This is a genomic window from Staphylococcus lloydii, from assembly GCF_015775975.1.
Taxonomy (GTDB): Bacteria; Bacillota; Bacilli; order Staphylococcales; family Staphylococcaceae; genus Staphylococcus; species Staphylococcus lloydii.
The window spans coordinates 1,218,026-1,236,777 of record NZ_CP064056.1; the positions used below are offsets into that span (position 1 = coordinate 1,218,026).

The following is an 18,752-nucleotide window of genomic DNA, read 5'->3' on the forward strand; positions in this document are numbered from 1 at the left end:
TGGAACAGATAAAATGCGAAAATTAGTCGTCGGTTCACGTAGAAGTAAACTAGCTTTAACGCAAAGTCAACAATTTATAGATAAACTTAAAGCAGTTAATCCTGACTTAGAAATTGAAATAAAAGAGATAGTCACTAAAGGAGATAAAATTGTTGATAGACAATTATCTAAAGTTGGCGGTAAAGGATTGTTTGTTAAAGAAATTCAGCAAGAACTATTTGATCACGAAATTGACATGGCGATTCATTCTTTAAAAGACGTTCCTAGTGTAATTCCAGAGGGTTTAACGTTAGGTTGTATTCCTGATAGAGAAATACCATTTGATGCTTACATTGCAAAAAACCACGTAACCTTAGAAGATTTACCTGATGGTAGTATCGTTGGTACGAGTTCACTTAGACGTGGTGCGCAAATTTTAGCAAAATATCCTAATTTAGAAATTAAATGGATAAGAGGTAACATAGATACGAGGTTAAATAAGTTATACAATGAAGATTATGACGCTATAATTTTAGCTGCTGCTGGATTAAAACGTATGGGTTGGTCTGATGATATCGTCACAACTTATTTAGACAAAGATACTTTAGTACCGGCGATAGGACAAGGCGCTTTAGGTATTGAATGTCGTGCTGACGATACAGAATTGTTAGACCTTTTAGCTAAAGTACACAATGAAGAAGTAGCTAATTGTGTTGCGGCAGAGCGCACATTTTTAAAAGAAATGAATGGTAGTTGCCAAGTTCCAATTGGTGGGTATGCTACAATTGAACAAGACGGCACGATTGAATTTACAGGTTTAATCATGACACCAGATGGTTCTGAAAGATATGAACACACAGTGCATGGTAAAGATCCCGTTGCATTAGGTAAGCAAGTAAGTGAAGTGTTGAACGAGCAAGGGGCATACGAAATTATTAAGGCATTAAACGAAGAAAATTAACCTTTTGAGGTGAAAATATGAAACCAGTTATTGTGATGACGCAAACGAGTAATTATACGAATGATAAGGTTGATACTATCCATTTACCGATGATTAAAATTGAACCTATGTCATTTGATTACTCTATTCTCGATTCACATTTTGACTGGCTTATTTTTTCGTCTAAAAATGCAGTTACACATTTTTATAAACATATAGATGCTATACAAGTCGATAACGTTGCAGTAATAGGTGAGAAAACCAAAGCGTATTGTCAGCAATTAGGTATACACGTAGACTATTGTCCTGAAGATTATTCACAAGAAGGTTTGTTAACATATTTCCAAAACATCAGAGGCTTAAATATTATTATCCCTTCAAGTGCATACGCACGACCTAATTTACACACTGAATTAAATGAACGAGGCGCACATGTCGTCAAAATAGATTTATATCGACCGGTACCTTTCACCGAAAATATTTATAAATTGCAACAGTTAATAAATGGTGAAAAAATAGATGCCGTAACGTTTGCGAGTTCTTCCGCAATAAGGTATTTTTTTAATGAAGCAAAAATTAATAACTCAAAAAATAACTATTTTGTGATAGGACGACAAACATTTAAAACGATTGAACAATTTGGAATCAATGCGCCCATTGCGGACATTCAAACGTTGGACGCATTAGTAGATAAAGTATTAGAAAGTAGGGAGTAAAATGGAATTTGATAGACATAGAAGATTACGCTCATCAAAAACTATGAGAAATTTAGTCAGTGAAACACATGTGAGAAAAGATGATTTAATATATCCAATCTTTGTTGTAGAACGTGATGATGTTAAGGAAGAAATCCCATCAATGCCAGGCGTTTATCAATTAAGTTTGAATTTAGTTGGCGAAGAAATAAAAGCAGCATATGACTTAGGCGTTAGAGCGATTATGTTCTTCGGTGTTCCTAATGAAAAAGATGCTGAAGGTACAGGTGCTTATGACCATAATGGAATTGTACAAGAAGCTACTAGAAAAGCTAAATCTATGTACAGTGATTTATTAATCGTAGCTGATACTTGTTTATGTGAATACACTGATCATGGTCATTGTGGTGTGATTAATGAACATACACATGATGTCGATAATGATGAATCGCTTCCTTTATTAGTTAAAACTGCTATTTCTCAAGTAGAAGCAGGCGCAGATATTATTGCACCTAGTAATATGATGGATGGGTTTGTTACAGCAATTAGACATGGTCTTGATGAAGCTGGTTATGAAAATGTACCTATTATGAGTTACGGTATTAAATATGCATCTAGTTTCTTCGGCCCATTCCGAGATGCTGCAGAATCTACACCACAATTTGGTGATCGTAAAACGTATCAAATGGACCCTGCAAACAGACGTGAGGCATTAAGAGAATTAGACAGTGATTTAGCTGAGGGTGCAGATATGATGATAGTAAAACCATCATTAAGCTTTTTAGATATTATTCGCGATGTACGAAATGCAACAAACGTACCAGTTGTTGCATATAATGTAAGTGGTGAATATAGTATGACTAAAGCAGCTGCCTTAAACGGATGGATAGACGAAAAAGCAGTAGTAATGGAACAAATGATTTCAATGAAGCGTGCTGGCGCGGATCTAATCATTACTTACTTTGCAAAAGATATTTGCCGTTATTTAGATGAACAATAAGGAGGAATTTTAATGCGTTACGAAAAATCCGAACAAGCAATGGACATTGCAAAAGATTTAATGCCTGGTGGCGTTAATAGCCCGGTTAGAGCTTTTAAATCTGTTGATACGCCTGCCATATTTATGGACCATGGTGAAGGTTCAAAAATATATGATATAGACGGAAATGAGTATATTGATTATGTATTAAGTTGGGGACCTTTAATTTTAGGACATAAAAATAAGCAAGTTATCGATCAATTACACGCTGCTGTGGATAAGGGTACGAGTTTTGGTGCTTCTACAATAAAAGAAAATGACTTAGCGCAACTTGTTATTGATAGAGTGCCTTCTATTGAAAAAGTAAGAATGGTTTCATCAGGTACTGAAGCTACGCTTGACACTTTAAGATTAGCACGTGGTTACACTGGTCGTAATAAAATAGTTAAGTTTGAAGGTTGTTATCATGGCCATAGTGATTCATTATTAATCAAAGCAGGCTCTGGAGTGGCTACTTTAGGTTTGCCTGATTCTCCTGGGGTACCTGAAGGCACTGCTAAAAATACGATTACAGTACCTTATAATGACTTAGATGCAATACGTACAGCTTTCGAACAATTTGGCGATGACATTGCAGGTGTAATTGTAGAACCTGTTGCGGGTAACATGGGTGTAGTACCTCCACAAGAAGGCTTTTTACAAGGTTTAAGAGACATTACGACTGAATATGGCTCACTATTAATTTTTGATGAAGTGATGACAGGTTTCAGAGTAGGTTATAATTGTGCACAAGGTTACTTTAATGTAACACCTGATTTAACTTGCTTAGGTAAAGTTATTGGTGGCGGTTTACCAGTAGGTGCTTTCGGTGGTAAAAAAGAAATTATGAATCAAATAGCCCCAGCAGGTGATATTTATCAAGCTGGTACATTATCTGGAAATCCATTAGCAATGACAAGTGGTTATGAAACATTAAGTCAATTAACGCCGGAATCTTATGATTACTTTAATCATCTAGGCGATATATTAGAAAATGGATTAAAAGAAGTTTTTGCTAAACATAATGTTCCAATAACAGTTAATCGTGCAGGATCTATGATTGGTTACTTCTTAAACGAAGGCCCAGTTACAAACTTTGATGAAGCAAATGCAAGTGACTTAGAGTTATTTAGTCAGATGTATAGAGAAATGGCTAACGAAGGCGTGTTCTTACCACCTTCACAATTTGAAGGTACATTTTTATCTCTTGCACATACTGAAGAAGATATTAATAAAACAGTGCAAGCTTTTGATACCGCACTAAGTAGAATTGTTTAAATATAATAACTAAGTATCCATATAGTAGAAGTACTATTTGGATGCTTTTATTATAAAATATTTTAAGCTATTTTATGAATCTCATAGTATGATACAATCAACTTAATCGATTGAAAATTACGGTATTACAATGAAAGTTGAGAAGAGATATGACAAAGTATTTTCGTAATAATCTCATAGTTTTAGCTTTAGCGATTATATTGAGTTTGTTGTTACACGTAGCACATGTGTTATTGCCATTTATGTTTGGTCCAATTATAGCAACTATTATCGTCGTTAAAATATTACGTTTAGAAATAAAATGGCCTTTTTGGCTTAGCGAACTCGGCCTAATTTTATTAGGGGTTCAAATAGGTTCCACTTTTACTAAAAGTGTTATTTATGACATTAAAGATGATTGGTTTACTATTATTTTAGTAACAGTTTTATTATTATTACTGTCATTATTAATTGCCTTATTATTTAAAAAAATAGCGCAGGTCAATACAGAAACTGCCATATTAAGCGTCATTCCGGGTGCTTTAAGTCAAATGTTAGTCATGGCTGAAGAAGATAAAAAAGCGAATATTATGGTTGTAAGTCTAACACAGACTTCTCGAATTATATTTGTTGTTGTATTAGTGCCATTTATTTCTTATTTCTTTAAAACGCCAGGAGGCAGTCATTCTAGTGGGACTGAAGTACATCATAACTTAACGCAAGCGTTGACTTTGACTAACATACTTACGTTGATTATTTTAATTGCCTTAGTTTATTATGTAATGGGAAAAATCAATTTTCCAACAAAGCAAATGTTAGCACCTATTGTCGTTTTAATTGGATGGAATTTAATTACAGGTGTAACTTTTACGTTAGATAATTATATTATTGCAGGGGCACAAATCATCTATATGATAAGAATTGGTAATCAAATAGCGAAATTATTAGACCAAATGAAAGGGCGAATAGCGGTCGCAATAGCAGTACAAAATGTGCTATTAATATTGCTCGCACTTGTAATGGTTTATGTCATTTCACTATTTACTAATAATATGATAAATGATCTGTTTTTAGGTGCAGCTCCCGGAGGAATGAACCAAATTGTACTGGTAGCTATTGAAACAGGGGCAGATGTACCAATGATTTCAAGCTATCACATCTTTAGAATATTTTTTATACTATTTTTAATCGCCCCATTATTAAATTATTATTTACGCTATCGTGCGTCAAAAAACCAAGGATAATCATTAGCAATGATTATCCTTGGTTTTAATTTTATTTATGTTAAGTTCTTCGGATTGCTAGGGCATGATTGTAAATGTGCATTGTATAAACCGGCGGCTTCCAAAAAAGAAAATACAGTGACTGGTCCTAAAAATTTAAAACCATACTGTTTTAGTTTTTTTGACAATTGCGTCGCCGTTTCATCTACGGTGATACGTTCACTAGGTTCTTCATATTGTAAATCATACGGTTTATGATTTACGTATGACCATAAAAATTCACTGAAACTCCCATAATCTTTTTCAATGTCAAAATATCCTTTAGCCTGATTCACTATTGCTTCTAATTTTTTTCTATTATGTACAATGTTAGGAAATTCCATTAATGAATCAATATCCTGTTCTGTCATCTTTGCAATTTTAACTGGGTCAAAATCATAAAATGCTTGTTCATAAGATGCTTTCTTTTTTAATATTGTGAGCCATGAAAGACCGGCATGTTGTGATTCTAATGCCATTAATTTAAATAATTGCAAGCTATCATACATTGGTTGGCCCCAAACAGTATCGTGGTATTCTAGGTAAATAGGATCTTTAGTGCCGAATGCACAAGGATTCATAAATTTCACTCCATTTCATTGACTTATTACTGTTTACATTATACTATAATTAAGTAAATTAAATTAGTCATTGGGAAGAGTAAATGCAAAGAAAATTTTAGAGAGTACACGTATGGTGAGAGTGTATATTTTCTAGTGTTGAAGGTAGCCCACATTGAACTTTAACTGAACTCATTATTAATGTGACTAGGTTAAAGCGTGTTTGAGCGTTAATCGAAATTAAGTGCAAGAAACGATAAATTTCTTGAATTTAGGTGGTACCACGGAACATCCGTCCTATATTTATAGGGTGGGTGTTTTTATTTTAAGGAGGCAATTATATGGAAATGAAACCTAAATACAATCCGCAAGAAGTAGAAGCGGGTCGTTATGATGAATGGGTAAAAAATGGATATTTTAAAGCACAAGAAGATGATACTAAAGAAACATATACAATCGTTATTCCACCTCCTAATGTAACTGGTAAATTACATTTAGGTCATGCTTGGGATACGACGTTACAAGATATATTAACGCGTATGAAACGTATGCAAGGATACGACACGTTATATTTACCTGGTATGGACCATGCAGGTATTGCTACGCAAGCTAAAGTAGAAGCTAAATTAAATGAACAAGGTATGTCTAGACATGATTTAGGTCGTGAGAAATTTTTAGAAAAAGCGTGGGACTGGAAAGAAGAATATGCAAACTTCATTAGACAACAATGGTCTAAATTAGGTTTAGGTTTAGATTATAGTAGAGAGCGTTTTACGCTTGATGATGGTTTAAGCCAAGCAGTTAAAAAAGTTTTTGTTGATATGTATAACAAAGGATTAATCTATCGTGGTGAATATATTATTAACTGGGATCCAGTGGCAAAAACTGCATTATCTGATATCGAAGTTATTCATGAGGATGTACAAGGTAAGTTTTATCATTTCAAATATCCGTATGCTGACCAAGATGGCTATATTGAAATAGCAACAACTCGTCCAGAAACTATGCTGGGTGATACAGCTATCGTTGTTAATCCAAATGACGAACGCTATAAAGATGTAATAGGCAAAAATGTAACGCTACCAATCGTTGGCAAAACATTACCTATTTTGGCAGATGAGTATGTAGATATGGAATTTGGTAGTGGGGCAATGAAAGTAACGCCAGCACATGATCCTAACGACTTTGAAATTGGCAATAGACATAATTTAGAACGTATTAATGTTATGGACGAAGAAGGTAAAATGAATGAATTAGCTGGTAAATATGCTGGTTTAGATCGTTTTGAATGCCGTGAACAACTCGTCAAAGACTTAACTGAACAAGATTTAGTAATCAAAATTGAAGAACATGAACATTCAGTAGGTCATTCTGAACGTTCTGGTGCCGTTGTAGAACCTTATTTATCTACACAATGGTTCGTTAAAATGAAACCATTGGCTGAACAAGCCTTAAATAATCAAGAAACTGACAATCGTATTGAATTTGTACCTTCCAGATTTGAAAATACATTCAACCGTTGGATGGAAGAAATAAGAGATTGGACAATTTCTCGTCAGTTATGGTGGGGTCATCAAATACCAGCATATTATCACAAAGAAACTGGAGAATTGTTAGTTTCTGAAACACCACCAACTGATATTGAAAATTGGGAGCAAGATGAAGATGTATTGGACACTTGGTTCTCAAGTGCTTTATGGCCATTTTCAACGTTAGGTTGGCCAAACACTGAGTCAGAAGATTTCAATCGTTACTTCCCAACAAATGCGCTAGTAACGGGTTATGATATTATTTTCTTCTGGGTTGCTCGTATGATTTTCCAAGGATTAGAGTTTACTGGAAACAGACCATTTAATGACGTATTACTTCATGGATTAGTACGTGCAGAAGATGGCCGTAAAATGAGTAAATCATTAGGTAACGGCGTTGACCCAATGGACGTTATCGACCAATATGGTGCAGATAGTTTACGTTATTTCCTTGCAACAGGTTCTTCGCCAGGTCATGATTTACGTTATTCTACTGAAAAAGTTGAATCAGTGTGGAACTTTATCAATAAAATTTGGAATGCTGCACGTTTCAGTATTATGAATATTGGCGATGAATTTACTGTAGACCAAGTAGATTTATCTGGTAACTTATCACTCGCGGATAAATGGATACTAACAAGATTAAACGAGACAATTGAAACCGTAACGAATTTAAGTGATAAATATGAATTTGGTGAAGTAGGCAGAGCGCTATATAACTTTATTTGGGATGATTTCTGTGATTGGTATATAGAAATGAGTAAAATCCCTATGAATGGTGATAATGAAGCTCAAAAACAAACAACACGTTCTGTGTTAACTTATGTATTGGATAATACAATGAGAATGTTACATCCATTTATGCCATTCGTAACTGAACAAATTTGGCAAAACTTACCTCACGTAGGGGAAACAATCGTGCACGCTTCATGGCCAACTGTACGTGAAGAGTTTTCATTTGGTGAAAGTAAAGAAACGATGGAACAATTAGTAGAAATTATTAAATCAGTACGTCAATCACGTCTAGAAGTTGATACACCACTATCTAAAGCTATTCCTATCTTTATAAAAGCTAAAAACAATCATATTAAGTCGACTTTAGAAACGAATGCGAATTATATTGATCGTTTCTGTCATCCAAGCGAATTAGTTATTGATACTGATATTACTATTCCTGAAAAAGCCATGACTTCTGTGACGTCTGCAGGTGAAGTAGTATTACCACTTGAAGGTTTAATCGATATGGATAAAGAAATTGCTCGTTTAGAAAAAGAATTAGAGAAATGGCAAAAAGAGTTAGATAGAGTAAACAAAAAATTAGCTAATGAAAACTTCGTCAATAAAGCACCTGAAAAAGTTATTAACGAAGAACGTGAGAAAAAACAAACTTATCAAGAGAAGTATGATGGTGTAAAATTAAGAATAAATCAATTGAAAGCATAGGAGCCTTTAACATGAATTACCTAGACAGCTTATATTGGATACATGAGCGTAATAAATTTGGAATCAAACCAGGCGTTAAACGAATGCAATGGATGCTAGCCAAATTAAACAATCCACAATTTAAAATTAATGGCATTCATGTAGGTGGAACAAATGGTAAAGGATCTACAGTTGCATATATCCGTTCGGCTTTAGTAAATAATGACTATCAAGTTGGTACTTTTACTTCACCTTTTATTGAAACATTTAACGAACGTATAAGTTTAAATGGGCATCCTATCAGTGATGATGAACTTGTGAATTTGGTGCAAATCGTCAAGCCAGTAAGTGAGGCTTTAGAAGTAGAAACTGATTTAGGAACTGCTACTGAGTTTGAAATTATCACAACGATGATGTTTGTTTATTTTGGTGAAATAAATCCTGTTGATTTTGTGATTGTTGAAGCGGGCTTAGGCGTGAAGAATGATTCGACTAATGTCTTCAATCCTATACTTACAATATTAACAAGTATTGGCTTAGATCATACAGACATTTTAGGAGATAGTTATGTAGACATTGCTAAAGATAAAGGGGCAATAGTTAAACCCAATACACCAATAATTTACGCTGTTAAAAATGATGAAGCATTAAAAGTGATTCGACACAATGCGAAAATGAATGACGCCAAAGCTATTGAATTAGATAGAGATATTACAGTAGTTTCTGAAGGTGATGAATTTACTTATCGTTACAAAAATTATGAATTAGAAACTTTAGTGTTAAACATGTTAGGTGAACACCAAAAAGAAAATGCTGCTTTGGCTATTACAGCATTACTTGAACTAAATGAAGCAGGAAGTGTCGATTTAGACTTCAATAAAATGATTGATGGCATTGAAAGTGTAACTTGGAGTGGACGTATCGAACGTGTTAAAGACCAACCATTAATGATAATTGATGGCGCACATAATAATGAAAGTGTAGAGGCTTTAATAGATACAATTAAAGATTATTATCATCTTGAGCAGGTTGATATACTATTTTCAGCGGTAAAAGGTAAACCAGTAAACGAAATGTTAGAACAACTGATGCCAATTACTCAAAATCTTTACATTACAGAATTCGATTTCCCGAAAGCTATGACTAAAGAAGACATAAGCAATGAAATTAATTTTGAACAGAAAGAACTTGTTGATGATTACGCATCCTTTATTGAAAACTATAGCGGTCATGCATTGATTATTACCGGAAGCTTGTATTTTATAAGCGAAGTAAAAGCAAAAGTGAATTTTTAATAGATTAACCCGTTTAATTAGCTACTTTTAATTAAACGGGTTTTTATATTGTTAAAATAATCAGTCTCCATAATTTATTTAGTGAGAATTATCTTCTTATGTATATGCTATGGTGCTATAATTTTGAATACTTAATCAACTTAAAATGATATTGGGGTGTGATAAATGTTAATACAACTTATTTTATGTCCAATTTTATTTAGTTTTTTATACCAAATTACAAACATTAAAGCTCTTACATTTAAATTTTTATTGATGCGTTCAAAATGTGATTTTTGTCAAAAAACAATATCATGGCTACAATTAATTCCAATATTCAACTTTATAATGTTACGAGGAAAAACACAGTGTTGTAATCGTAAACTAAGTAATAGTTATGTTATAGGGGAGTTATTATCTTGTGGTTCATTAATTATTTTAAACTTTACTGCGTTACCAGTTAAAAGTGCAGTTTTATTATTAATATATTTTAGTTTATTAGTTTTAGCCCTCTATGATATAGAAACTTATTCAATTCCTATACATATACCTATCATTGTACTGATAACTACCTTTATTTTAGGCTCCTTTTATTTTCTACAAGGATGTTTCATAACATTATTTTTACACCTGATGTTTTATTGTTGTAAAAATCGTATCGGTTATGGAGATATTCTAATCTTCGCATTATTATCTTTTATATTACCATTCACTATTTTTTTCTTAATACTATGGTTGACCTTTTTAACAGGTGGTTGCTTTTCAATTTTTTATATCGTTTTAAAACGGTCATTTAAATTGAGAATACCACTAGTGCCATTTATTTTTTGCGCATTTAACATTGTTGCGTTATGTTATCCATTTTTAAACATGGGGGGCGATATTATTGAATATTAAAGATTTAGCCAATTCTGAAAAACCTAGAGAAAGGTTATTAGAAAAAGGAGAAAAATATTTATCAAATGCTGAACTTATAGCAATTCTACTGAATACAGGTAGAAAGGGAAGTTCAAGTTTAGATATTGCAAATGAATTGTTAAATAAAGTAACTCATATAAAACATTTACAACAAATGTCTATATTCGATTTAAAAGCAATAAAAGGTATCGGTTTATACAAAGCGATTGTACTGAAAGCGGCATTTGAACTTGGAATTAGAATGCACTCTGGAAGTATAGAGTCACAAGTGAAAGTTAAAAAACCTGCGGACGTAGCAAACTATTTAATGGGGGAAATGCAACATCTACCACAAGAGCATTTTGTAGCGTTATTTTTAAACTCTAAAAATATTATCATTAAACAGAAAACAATATTTAAAGGAACTTTAAATTCTTCAATCATCCATCCACGTGAAATATTTTGTGAAGCTATAAAATGGTCAAGTCATGCAATTATAGTAGCCCATAACCATCCATCTGGAGATGTGACACCTTCAACTGAAGATATAAAAACAACTCAGCGATTAATTGAATGTGGTGAAATTATAGGAATAGGGCTATTAGATCATATTATTATTGGACATAATAGCTATTTAAGTTTAGTAGAGAACGGTTATATTGAATAGTTGATGGTGATAAATAACTAAGTTAATTATGTTTTACTCATCTTAATATTTTGATTTTACATTCCGTTAAATATTTTTAGGTTTACCTAAAAATATTTGTAGAAAATATAAAAATATGCGATAATTTGAAAATCAAAAAGAAATAGGAAAGGCAATAAAATGTTGAAAATATACAAAAAACTTAAGACATCTTTGAAATATTTAGACTTAGGCATTATTTGTTGCTTTATAATCTTGAGTATTATTGGCATAGTAATGGTTTACAGTGCAAGTATGGTTTCAGCTTCAAAAGGTGCATTAACAGGTGGCGTGCCTATCGAAGCTAATTTTTTTATGAAAAGACAATTTATTTTTGCGGTACTTGGCTTTTTATTAATTATATTTATAAGTGTTTATTTTAATATTAATGCTTTTAAAAAAAGTAATAATCAAAAATTAATAGTATTAGGAACCCTATTTCTATTATTTCTAACGCAATTGATAGGTAAAGACGTAAATGGTTCAAAAAACTGGATTAATTTAGGAATATTTAGTTTGCAATCCTCGGAATTCCTCAAATTGGCTGCCATTTTTTATCTTGCTTTCATTCTTGATAAATTATTAAAAAATAATAAAAACTACAAATTGGTAAACTTGATTCCACCACTTGGTTTATTAGGAATAGGCTTAGTGTTTGTTCTAATGCAGGGCGATTTAGGCGGAACTTTACTAACAGTAGGCATTATTGCATCGATTCTATCGTATTCAGATATTAAAAATAAAATAAAGCTTCAAATTATTTCAATTACTGCAATACCAACGATAATTTACATATTTTATACTTTAGTATTCGATGCTAATACGTTATATCGAATGAAGCGTATAAAAGTCGTGTTAGATCCTTTCAAATATGAAAATGGCGATGGTTATCAACTGACAAATGCACTTATATCAATCAGTAATGGTGGTGTATTTGGACGTGGATTAGGTAATGGTATTTTAAAACTTGGATATTTACCTGAGCCTCATACAGATTTTATATTTACAGTAATTGCAGAAGAATTGGGTTTAGCAGGCGTAATATTTGTTTTGCTATTATATGCATTTATCATATATAAAGGATTTTTTTACGCAAATAAAACAAATAATAATTTTTATAAGCTAATTTGTATTGGCGTAATTAGTTATTTATTTATGCAAATATTTATTAACACTGGCGGCGTTTCTGGCTTAATTCCATTAACAGGGGTGACGTTACCATTACTTAGTTACGGTGGATCATCAATGTTAAGCGTCAGTCTAGCTATAGGAAGCATGTTAGCTGTTATTAGAGAAATAAAAAAAGATGAGCTAAAAGATAAAATTTGAAGTTAGTAGCTTAGAAGCAACAAAATAAAAGGAGTAACGTTATGAAACTAACAAGAAAAGGTAAGTTTTTTATTATTGCTGGTATTATTCTAATCATTATTGTAGGTTACGCTGCATTTAAAATTATTCATTTAAATGCGGCGATACATGATTCGAATGATAATCGTGTAGAAACAAAAGCGACTAAAGAAAAAATTAAAAATAGCAAGCCACTCTCTATAGCAATATTTGGCGTCGATTCCGATGCTAATCGCGCGAAAGAAAATATGGGTCAACGAACGGATACTATTTTAATCGCATCAATAAATCCCAAAACTAAGAAAACAAAACTTATTTCAGTACCACGTGACATGGACGTACAGGTACCAGGAGTAAAAGGAAAGCAGAAAATAGCACATGCTTATGCTTTTGGCGGACCACAAAAAGCTATTTCAACACTTAAGCAACAATTAAATGTACCAATTGATGGGTATATTACTGTCGATATGGATGGTTTTGAAAAAATGATTAATATATTCGATGGCGTTACCGTAAAAAGTAATGCAACTTTTAGTTATAACGGTTCAAGTTTTAAAAAAGGTAAGAGTGTGACGCTAAAAGGAGAAAAAGCATTAAATTATGTTAGAAGTAGAGAACAAGTTGGTGCAGGTGGAGATGAAGGACGTACTGCAAGGCAACGTCAAATTATCGATGCTTTAGCTAAATCTGCAAGTGATTCTTTCAATATTTTTAAATTAAATAAAGTGTTAAAGGTTAGTGAGCAAAATGTAAAAACTGATCTGAGTCTTAATGATTTAAAAACCATTTATACTGATTACAAATATAGTGCACGGTCGATTGAAAAAATATCAATTAATGGTCAAAATTTAATTGAATCTGATGGCATTTGGTATTTTGAACCTGACAAAACAGACCTTACAAATAAAATTAAGGCTTATAAAAATAATCTAAAGTAACAAAATTTAGGTATAAATAACAATAATGGTAATTGCTATAAATTTTATAAAGCAATTATCATTATTTTTTTGCAGTTATAAAGTTTTAATAGCTAATTTATAAGTAATTCAGCAATATTCTAATTTTACATAAAGGGGATATACACTGATTTTATAGTGGCACATATTTAAGAAGTTATAACTAGGTGAACCATGAACGAACGACAAATTTCTGGGTACTGAGTAATATTTATGTTGGTAGGGTAAATATATTTTGAAGTATAAAAGAAAGAAAAAGCTTCAAGATTACTGTTGGTTGGTGAATAATATATGCAAAACTGTTTGAAATTTCCTGTAACAATATTTGCAACGAGTTTAATCTTAACTATGTTACTATATGTAATTTTTGTAATCACCGATTTAATTACGGGATTTTCTAATGCACCATTATTACTAAATATAGATTTTTTAGTAAATTACAAATTTATTAACATATTCGAAGAACTAGTTATTCACTTTCTAATCACATTAACTATTGTTTGTTTTACTACTGTCGTCTACCTTAATTTTTATAAATTAAAGTTCTTGTATTTATCCTGTTTAATGATAATTTTTATTATGCTATATCCTCTATTAATTTTATTATCTAAACGCCAGTTTTTTCATTATGATATTGGCGCACACATTGTTTGGATAATTGCTCATTTAATGTTTATTGTGTTATTGAATTTTAGTGTAAAAAAATTAATAGTTAACATTTAATAAACATAGAATGGTTACTATTTATAAAATATTAAAGGTGCTAAATTATAAAATATTCAATAGCATGAAAGTGAATTATAAGTTAATATAGGTAGTGAATTGATTTATAAATGCGAGGGGAGAACAACAATTAAATGGCAAATTATCAGCATAACAATAACGCTAAAAAATCAAAATGGAATATAATTATGATTGTGGTAATCATCCTTGTATTTTTAGCATTAGTTTTTGCGTTATTCTTTGGCACTTATAGTTTTATAAAAAATAATGTAAATTTCAATACTCATCATTCACATTCAACAAATGACAGGGATAAAGATAATAGCGAACCTAAAGATGCACCTAAAATCAATGTGCTATCGTCTGAATTTAGCAATGATTTTATGCATACCGATCAACGCAATGGTTATCATGGCATTACAAAAGGGATGACTAAAAAAGAAGTTGAAAAGAAATTAGGGCATACGAATCATATAGTTCCAATTTCGAGCATTAAAGCGCATAAATATGGAAGTATCGCTACATATTACAATAAAGATGATAAAGTCGAACGCATCTTTGTAGTCCCTCAAAATGTGACGATTCAAAAATTCGAAAATTACTATGGTCAAGCTACGATTTCATATAACCAAAGTGGTAAGGTATATGACAGTAATCCAAATAATAGTTTTACAGTTAAAGTGTTTACTAATAAAAATGATAAAGTTACTGGTATAGAAAATGTAGATCAAATTGCACGATAATCACTGACCTACATTGTGGTTTAGTGAAAACCTATCTTTAAGTATTATAAAAGGAAGCTTTAGATGTTAAATTTAAAATCATTATTTTTGTTGATATTTATAATTATTGCAGTTATCACAATTGTGTGCTCAATTTTAACTAATAATTATACTATGGCACTCATTACCGCTGTTGTTTCATTTTTAGTGGTTATAGATTTTATTGTGCGTACTATTAAAAATAAATTGTAAATAGTTATATTTAAACCAAATGTTAGCATAACATTTGGTTTTTTATTACTTATACATTTGATACTCACGTTTTGTTTCTCTTCAATCGTTTTTGAAATTATTATATAATAATGTAGTATTTCATTTAGGAGGTTACATCATGAATTTAGTCATCTTATTAGGTGTATTGGCGCCTGTTATATACTTAATGGTAAAAGTCGTAGCGGATACATTTATAAATAAAAAAATCATAATAAATACTTTGGTAATTGCTATGATGGGTATGTTGTTGTCAACAATTGCCATAGTAGTTATTAATAAGACAATGCATTTATCTTATTATATTGTAGCTAGTTTTTTTGTGGGCGTCATATGGGGGATTATTTTATGTGGATGCTGCTATTGTTATCAAAAATTAAATCGTACATTTAATGATAAGAAAAAGAATATATAATAAAATAACAACGTTTCCGAAAATGTTAAGAGGAAACGTTGTTAATAGTTTAAAACTGAATTAAATTGAAATATTGATGGAAATGGTCCATAATCCATAATACTCCTTGGTATCCTAAATAAATACATAGTATGATAATACCAACTGAGATTAGGAAACGTAATATTGATAAGCCAACTTTAAAAAATAAAATGACTAATAACGCGATTAATATAATCGATAGAATGCTCATCTTGTTCACTCCCTTTAGTAATATTTTACTATTTTATAGCTACGCTAACATCGGTCTCAAGTTAGGATTTAAATAAGCCTACGGTCTGATTACAAATATAAATATAATAAATTATAATTCATTTGAAAAGGAGGTTATTGAATGAGGTTTATTTTCGGTGTTATAAAAAATATTATAGCAGTAGTTGCTATAATAGCTATCGTCTTTTTTGCTTTGAAATATGCGCCGTTCTTAAAAGAGCAAGAATGGAATCCTCTTCATGAAAATAGGCCTACATTTAAAGATAGCCCTGCCGACCCACAAATGAGTAATGGCAAGCGTTACTCGCTAGAAAGTAATGATCTATTAAATAATGTGCCACCAAGTCAAAGTAAAAAGGTTTTTGATTGGATTGATAAAAAAGAGTTTATGTCTGTCTCAGGATTAGAACGTATGGGATATAATGATAAGTATATTGCAGGACAAAGGCAAGACAAATTTGTAATCTATAAATTTGGTTCGGATTCTATGCGCGTATATACTACCGAGATAGAAATGGAACAAGATTTAGCTAAACTAGGACAACACATCACATTAAAACCACGACAATCATATGAGTAATGCGTTTGAATTTAAAAAACAAATGCGTTACCTTTATAGTGTAAATAGAAAAAAGGTTGGTGTCTAAATATGAGTGAAGAATCTAAAGAGAAAAAAGCTGACGAACAAGCTAAAGCACAAAACTTATTCGCACGTTGGCGTAAAGAAGAAACGTTGTATAAAGAAGACGAGAAAGATTCACAAGATAACGATAACGACGAAGCGAACACTGATAAGAAGAATGAAGATTAATGATTAAAAGGACTTGGTAACCCAAGTTCTTTTTTATTTTTATAAAAATTTACTAAACATTAACTACTTTACTGCGCTTTTATTTTTGAATGTTGTTATAATAAAAGTAATCATTTTATTCAATGAAGTGGTCCAATGACATTAACTAAAATATTGTCGGTTAAAGAAAGTATTTGTGAATATTAAAGTAACACTTTATTTCGCATCATGAGTAATATAAAATGATAAGTGATTATAAAATTATAGTGTGCTAATTGAGGTGTTTAGTTTGTCGAAGTTTTTTAAAAATAACAAATTGGTTGTTATTTTATGTGCAATAATTATATTCATATCCTTAATTGGAATATCATTAAGGTCTCAATCTCAATCGCATGCTGAACAGTATGTTGGAGATTCAGTTTCATTTGGTCAACGCGTAGTTAGTTATCCTGTCCAATTCGTTACTGGCTATATTGATGATTTATTCATGAGCAATAATGATAAAAAGCCGTCGAATAAAGAAAAGCAATTACAGGCAGAAAATGAGCGTTTGAAAGCAGAAAATAAAAAATATAAAAAAGAATTGGATGTTGAGGATATTTCAAAGTACGATCCTATCTCAAGTACCGTTATTTCTAGAAATCCAGATCAATGGATGAATACTTTGGTTATTAATAAAGGTTCAAAAAACGGTGTTAAAAGTAATATGGCGGTTATGACGTCTGAAGGATTAGTAGGTAGAATTTCGAAGGTAAACCAATTTTCTTCACAAGTTGACTTAGTTTCTACGAATACACGTTCAAATCGTTTGTCTGTAAATATCCAGCATGATGGTAATAATGTATTTGGCCTAGTAGATCAATATGACGCCAAAAATCAAGAGTTAGTGATTTCTGATATTAATAATAAAGATAAAGTTAAAAAAGGCGATAAAGTCGTTACAAGTGGTTTAGCTGATCAATTACCAAGTAATTTATACATAGGTGAAGTTACTAAAGTTGAAAATGATAAATACGGACTTTCTAAAGAAGTTAAAGTTAAACCGGCAGCATCACTTTCAGACTTGAATCATGTTTATGTAGCAAAGAGAGATGCCCAATCCGTACCTGATAACGAAAGTGGTGTTAATTAATGAGAGTATTTTACTACTTTTTAATTGGCGTTATTTTATTTTATATTGACACTGTCATTGGCTTAATTATTCCAATGCATATCGGAAACAAAGACATTATATTTGTCCCACATTTAACGTTAATGTACTTATTAATAATATGTGTATTTCGAAGTTTTGGCGTTTCGATTATATTAGCAATAGTGCTAGGTGCAATAACAGATCTTTATTTTGGTAGTTTTTATGGATTGTATTTGTTTGGTTACATTTTATTAGTCGTAATCATGGACTTCTTTTTCAAAGTCTTTTACCGAGATAATTCAATGCTCTTTTTAATTATATTGTTGAGTACAGTAGTGATGGAAGTTTATGTAGCATTAATATATTCGGTTTTAGGACTCGTACAATTCATGTTTATTGATTTTATTTTATTAAGATTAATACCAACGATTATTTTAAATTTAATATTATTAATAATGTTATATCCATTAATAACTAAATTTTTTAGAAAAACACAATTGAAGATTGACACCAATCAGCGCTAATGCTAAAATGCAGTAGTTGAGTAGTTTCTGGCTACATACAACCGCTCGAATTCAGGTTTAAGTACGCTTATGTCACCTGATTTTGGCGTGACTTATAATATAG

19 protein-coding genes and 2 other annotated features are annotated in these 18,752 nt (G+C 31.5%); of the genes, 17 read left to right on the top strand and 2 right to left on the bottom strand.

All coding sequences use genetic code 11. The annotated features are described in order from the left end of the window. Positions 1-13: 13 nt before the first annotated feature. The 5 genes from hemC to ISP08_RS05940 all read left to right on the top strand — a co-directional run bounded on the left by hemC (position 14) and on the right by ISP08_RS05940 (position 5,133). Positions 14-940 (top strand): hydroxymethylbilane synthase, encoded by a 927-nt coding sequence (gene hemC / locus ISP08_RS05920; RefSeq protein ID WP_195718020.1) that lies wholly within the window; start codon positions 14-16, stop codon positions 938-940. Between the two features lie 17 nt (positions 941-957). Next, entirely contained in the window at positions 958-1,635 is a 678-nt protein-coding gene (locus ISP08_RS05925) for a uroporphyrinogen-III synthase (protein ID WP_195718021.1), read from the top strand. Between the two features lies 1 nt (position 1,636). Further along, a complete protein-coding gene (gene hemB / locus ISP08_RS05930; RefSeq protein WP_195718022.1) occupies positions 1,637-2,614 on the top strand; it encodes a porphobilinogen synthase in 978 nt (325 codons plus the stop codon). A 12-nt stretch (positions 2,615-2,626) separates the two neighbouring features. After that, on the top strand, positions 2,627-3,910 hold the full coding sequence (gene hemL, locus ISP08_RS05935; RefSeq protein ID WP_195718023.1) for a glutamate-1-semialdehyde 2,1-aminomutase: 1,284 nt from the start codon (positions 2,627-2,629) through the stop codon (positions 3,908-3,910). Positions 3,911-4,059: 149 nt separating this feature from the next. Continuing rightward, on the top strand, positions 4,060-5,133 hold the full coding sequence (locus ISP08_RS05940; protein ID WP_195718024.1) for an AbrB family transcriptional regulator: 1,074 nt from the start codon (positions 4,060-4,062) through the stop codon (positions 5,131-5,133). A 35-nt stretch (positions 5,134-5,168) separates the two neighbouring features. Here ISP08_RS05940 and ISP08_RS05945 read toward each other — a convergent pair whose 3' ends face one another. After that, positions 5,169-5,732, bottom strand: a complete 564-nt coding sequence (locus ISP08_RS05945) for a DNA-3-methyladenine glycosylase I (RefSeq protein WP_195718025.1) — start codon at positions 5,730-5,732, stop codon at positions 5,169-5,171. Between the two features lie 57 nt (positions 5,733-5,789). Continuing rightward, positions 5,790-6,014: a binding site (T-box leader), on the top strand. A 38-nt stretch (positions 6,015-6,052) separates the two neighbouring features. On the opposite strand from ISP08_RS05945, the gene ISP08_RS05950 reads away from it, so the two are divergent. The 8 genes from ISP08_RS05950 to ISP08_RS05985 all read left to right on the top strand — a co-directional run bounded on the left by ISP08_RS05950 (position 6,053) and on the right by ISP08_RS05985 (position 15,951). Beyond that, positions 6,053-8,683 (top strand): valine--tRNA ligase, encoded by a 2,631-nt coding sequence (locus ISP08_RS05950; protein ID WP_195718026.1) that lies wholly within the window; start codon positions 6,053-6,055, stop codon positions 8,681-8,683. Positions 8,684-8,694: 11 nt separating this feature from the next. Further along, complete coding sequence (locus tag ISP08_RS05955) at positions 8,695-9,957, top strand: bifunctional folylpolyglutamate synthase/dihydrofolate synthase (protein WP_195718027.1); 1,263 nt, start codon at positions 8,695-8,697, stop codon at positions 9,955-9,957. A 165-nt stretch (positions 9,958-10,122) separates the two neighbouring features. Further along, the gene (locus ISP08_RS13025) at positions 10,123-10,833 is read left to right on the top strand and encodes a prepilin peptidase (RefSeq protein WP_195718028.1); all 711 of its coding nucleotides are present in this window, start codon (positions 10,123-10,125) and stop codon (positions 10,831-10,833) included. Then, complete coding sequence (gene radC, locus ISP08_RS05965; RefSeq protein ID WP_195718029.1) at positions 10,823-11,500, top strand: RadC family protein; 678 nt, start codon at positions 10,823-10,825, stop codon at positions 11,498-11,500. The genes ISP08_RS13025 and radC overlap by 11 nt, the downstream gene beginning before the upstream one ends. A 159-nt stretch (positions 11,501-11,659) precedes the next feature. Next, entirely contained in the window at positions 11,660-12,847 is a 1,188-nt protein-coding gene (locus ISP08_RS05970) for an FtsW/RodA/SpoVE family cell cycle protein (RefSeq protein ID WP_195718030.1), read from the top strand. Positions 12,848-12,888: 41 nt separating this feature from the next. Continuing rightward, on the top strand, positions 12,889-13,803 hold the full coding sequence (locus ISP08_RS05975) for an LCP family protein (RefSeq protein WP_195718031.1): 915 nt from the start codon (positions 12,889-12,891) through the stop codon (positions 13,801-13,803). A gap of 875 nt (positions 13,804-14,678) precedes the next feature. Next, positions 14,679-15,287 carry a hypothetical protein gene (locus tag ISP08_RS05980; RefSeq protein ID WP_195718032.1) on the top strand — a complete coding sequence of 203 codons (609 nt, stop codon included), beginning with the start codon at positions 14,679-14,681 and terminating at the stop codon, positions 15,285-15,287. A 370-nt stretch (positions 15,288-15,657) separates the two neighbouring features. After that, positions 15,658-15,951 carry a hypothetical protein gene (locus tag ISP08_RS05985; RefSeq protein ID WP_195718033.1) on the top strand — a complete coding sequence of 98 codons (294 nt, stop codon included), beginning with the start codon at positions 15,658-15,660 and terminating at the stop codon, positions 15,949-15,951. A 49-nt stretch (positions 15,952-16,000) separates the two neighbouring features. On the opposite strand, the gene ISP08_RS05990 is transcribed toward ISP08_RS05985, so the two are convergent. Next, positions 16,001-16,183: a hypothetical protein gene (locus tag ISP08_RS05990; RefSeq protein WP_080985256.1), complete on the bottom strand. Its 183-nt coding sequence runs from the start codon at positions 16,181-16,183 to the stop codon at positions 16,001-16,003. Positions 16,184-16,324: 141 nt separating this feature from the next. On the opposite strand from ISP08_RS05990, the gene ISP08_RS05995 reads away from it, so the two are divergent. From ISP08_RS05995 to mreD, 4 genes are all read left to right on the top strand, one after another. Then, positions 16,325-16,783 carry a DUF4930 family protein gene (locus tag ISP08_RS05995; protein ID WP_048793497.1) on the top strand — a complete coding sequence of 153 codons (459 nt, stop codon included), beginning with the start codon at positions 16,325-16,327 and terminating at the stop codon, positions 16,781-16,783. A gap of 69 nt (positions 16,784-16,852) precedes the next feature. After that, positions 16,853-17,014 carry a hypothetical protein gene (locus ISP08_RS06000; protein ID WP_195718034.1) on the top strand — a complete coding sequence of 54 codons (162 nt, stop codon included), beginning with the start codon at positions 16,853-16,855 and terminating at the stop codon, positions 17,012-17,014. 268 nt (positions 17,015-17,282) lie between these two features. After that, positions 17,283-18,125: a rod shape-determining protein MreC gene (mreC, locus tag ISP08_RS06005; RefSeq protein WP_195718035.1), complete on the top strand. Its 843-nt coding sequence runs from the start codon at positions 17,283-17,285 to the stop codon at positions 18,123-18,125. Beyond that, entirely contained in the window at positions 18,125-18,649 is a 525-nt protein-coding gene (gene mreD / locus ISP08_RS06010; RefSeq protein WP_195718036.1) for a rod shape-determining protein MreD, read from the top strand. The genes mreC and mreD overlap by 1 nt, the downstream gene beginning before the upstream one ends. 29 nt (positions 18,650-18,678) lie before the next feature. Beyond that, positions 18,679-18,752: a sequence feature (ribosomal protein L21 leader region), on the top strand.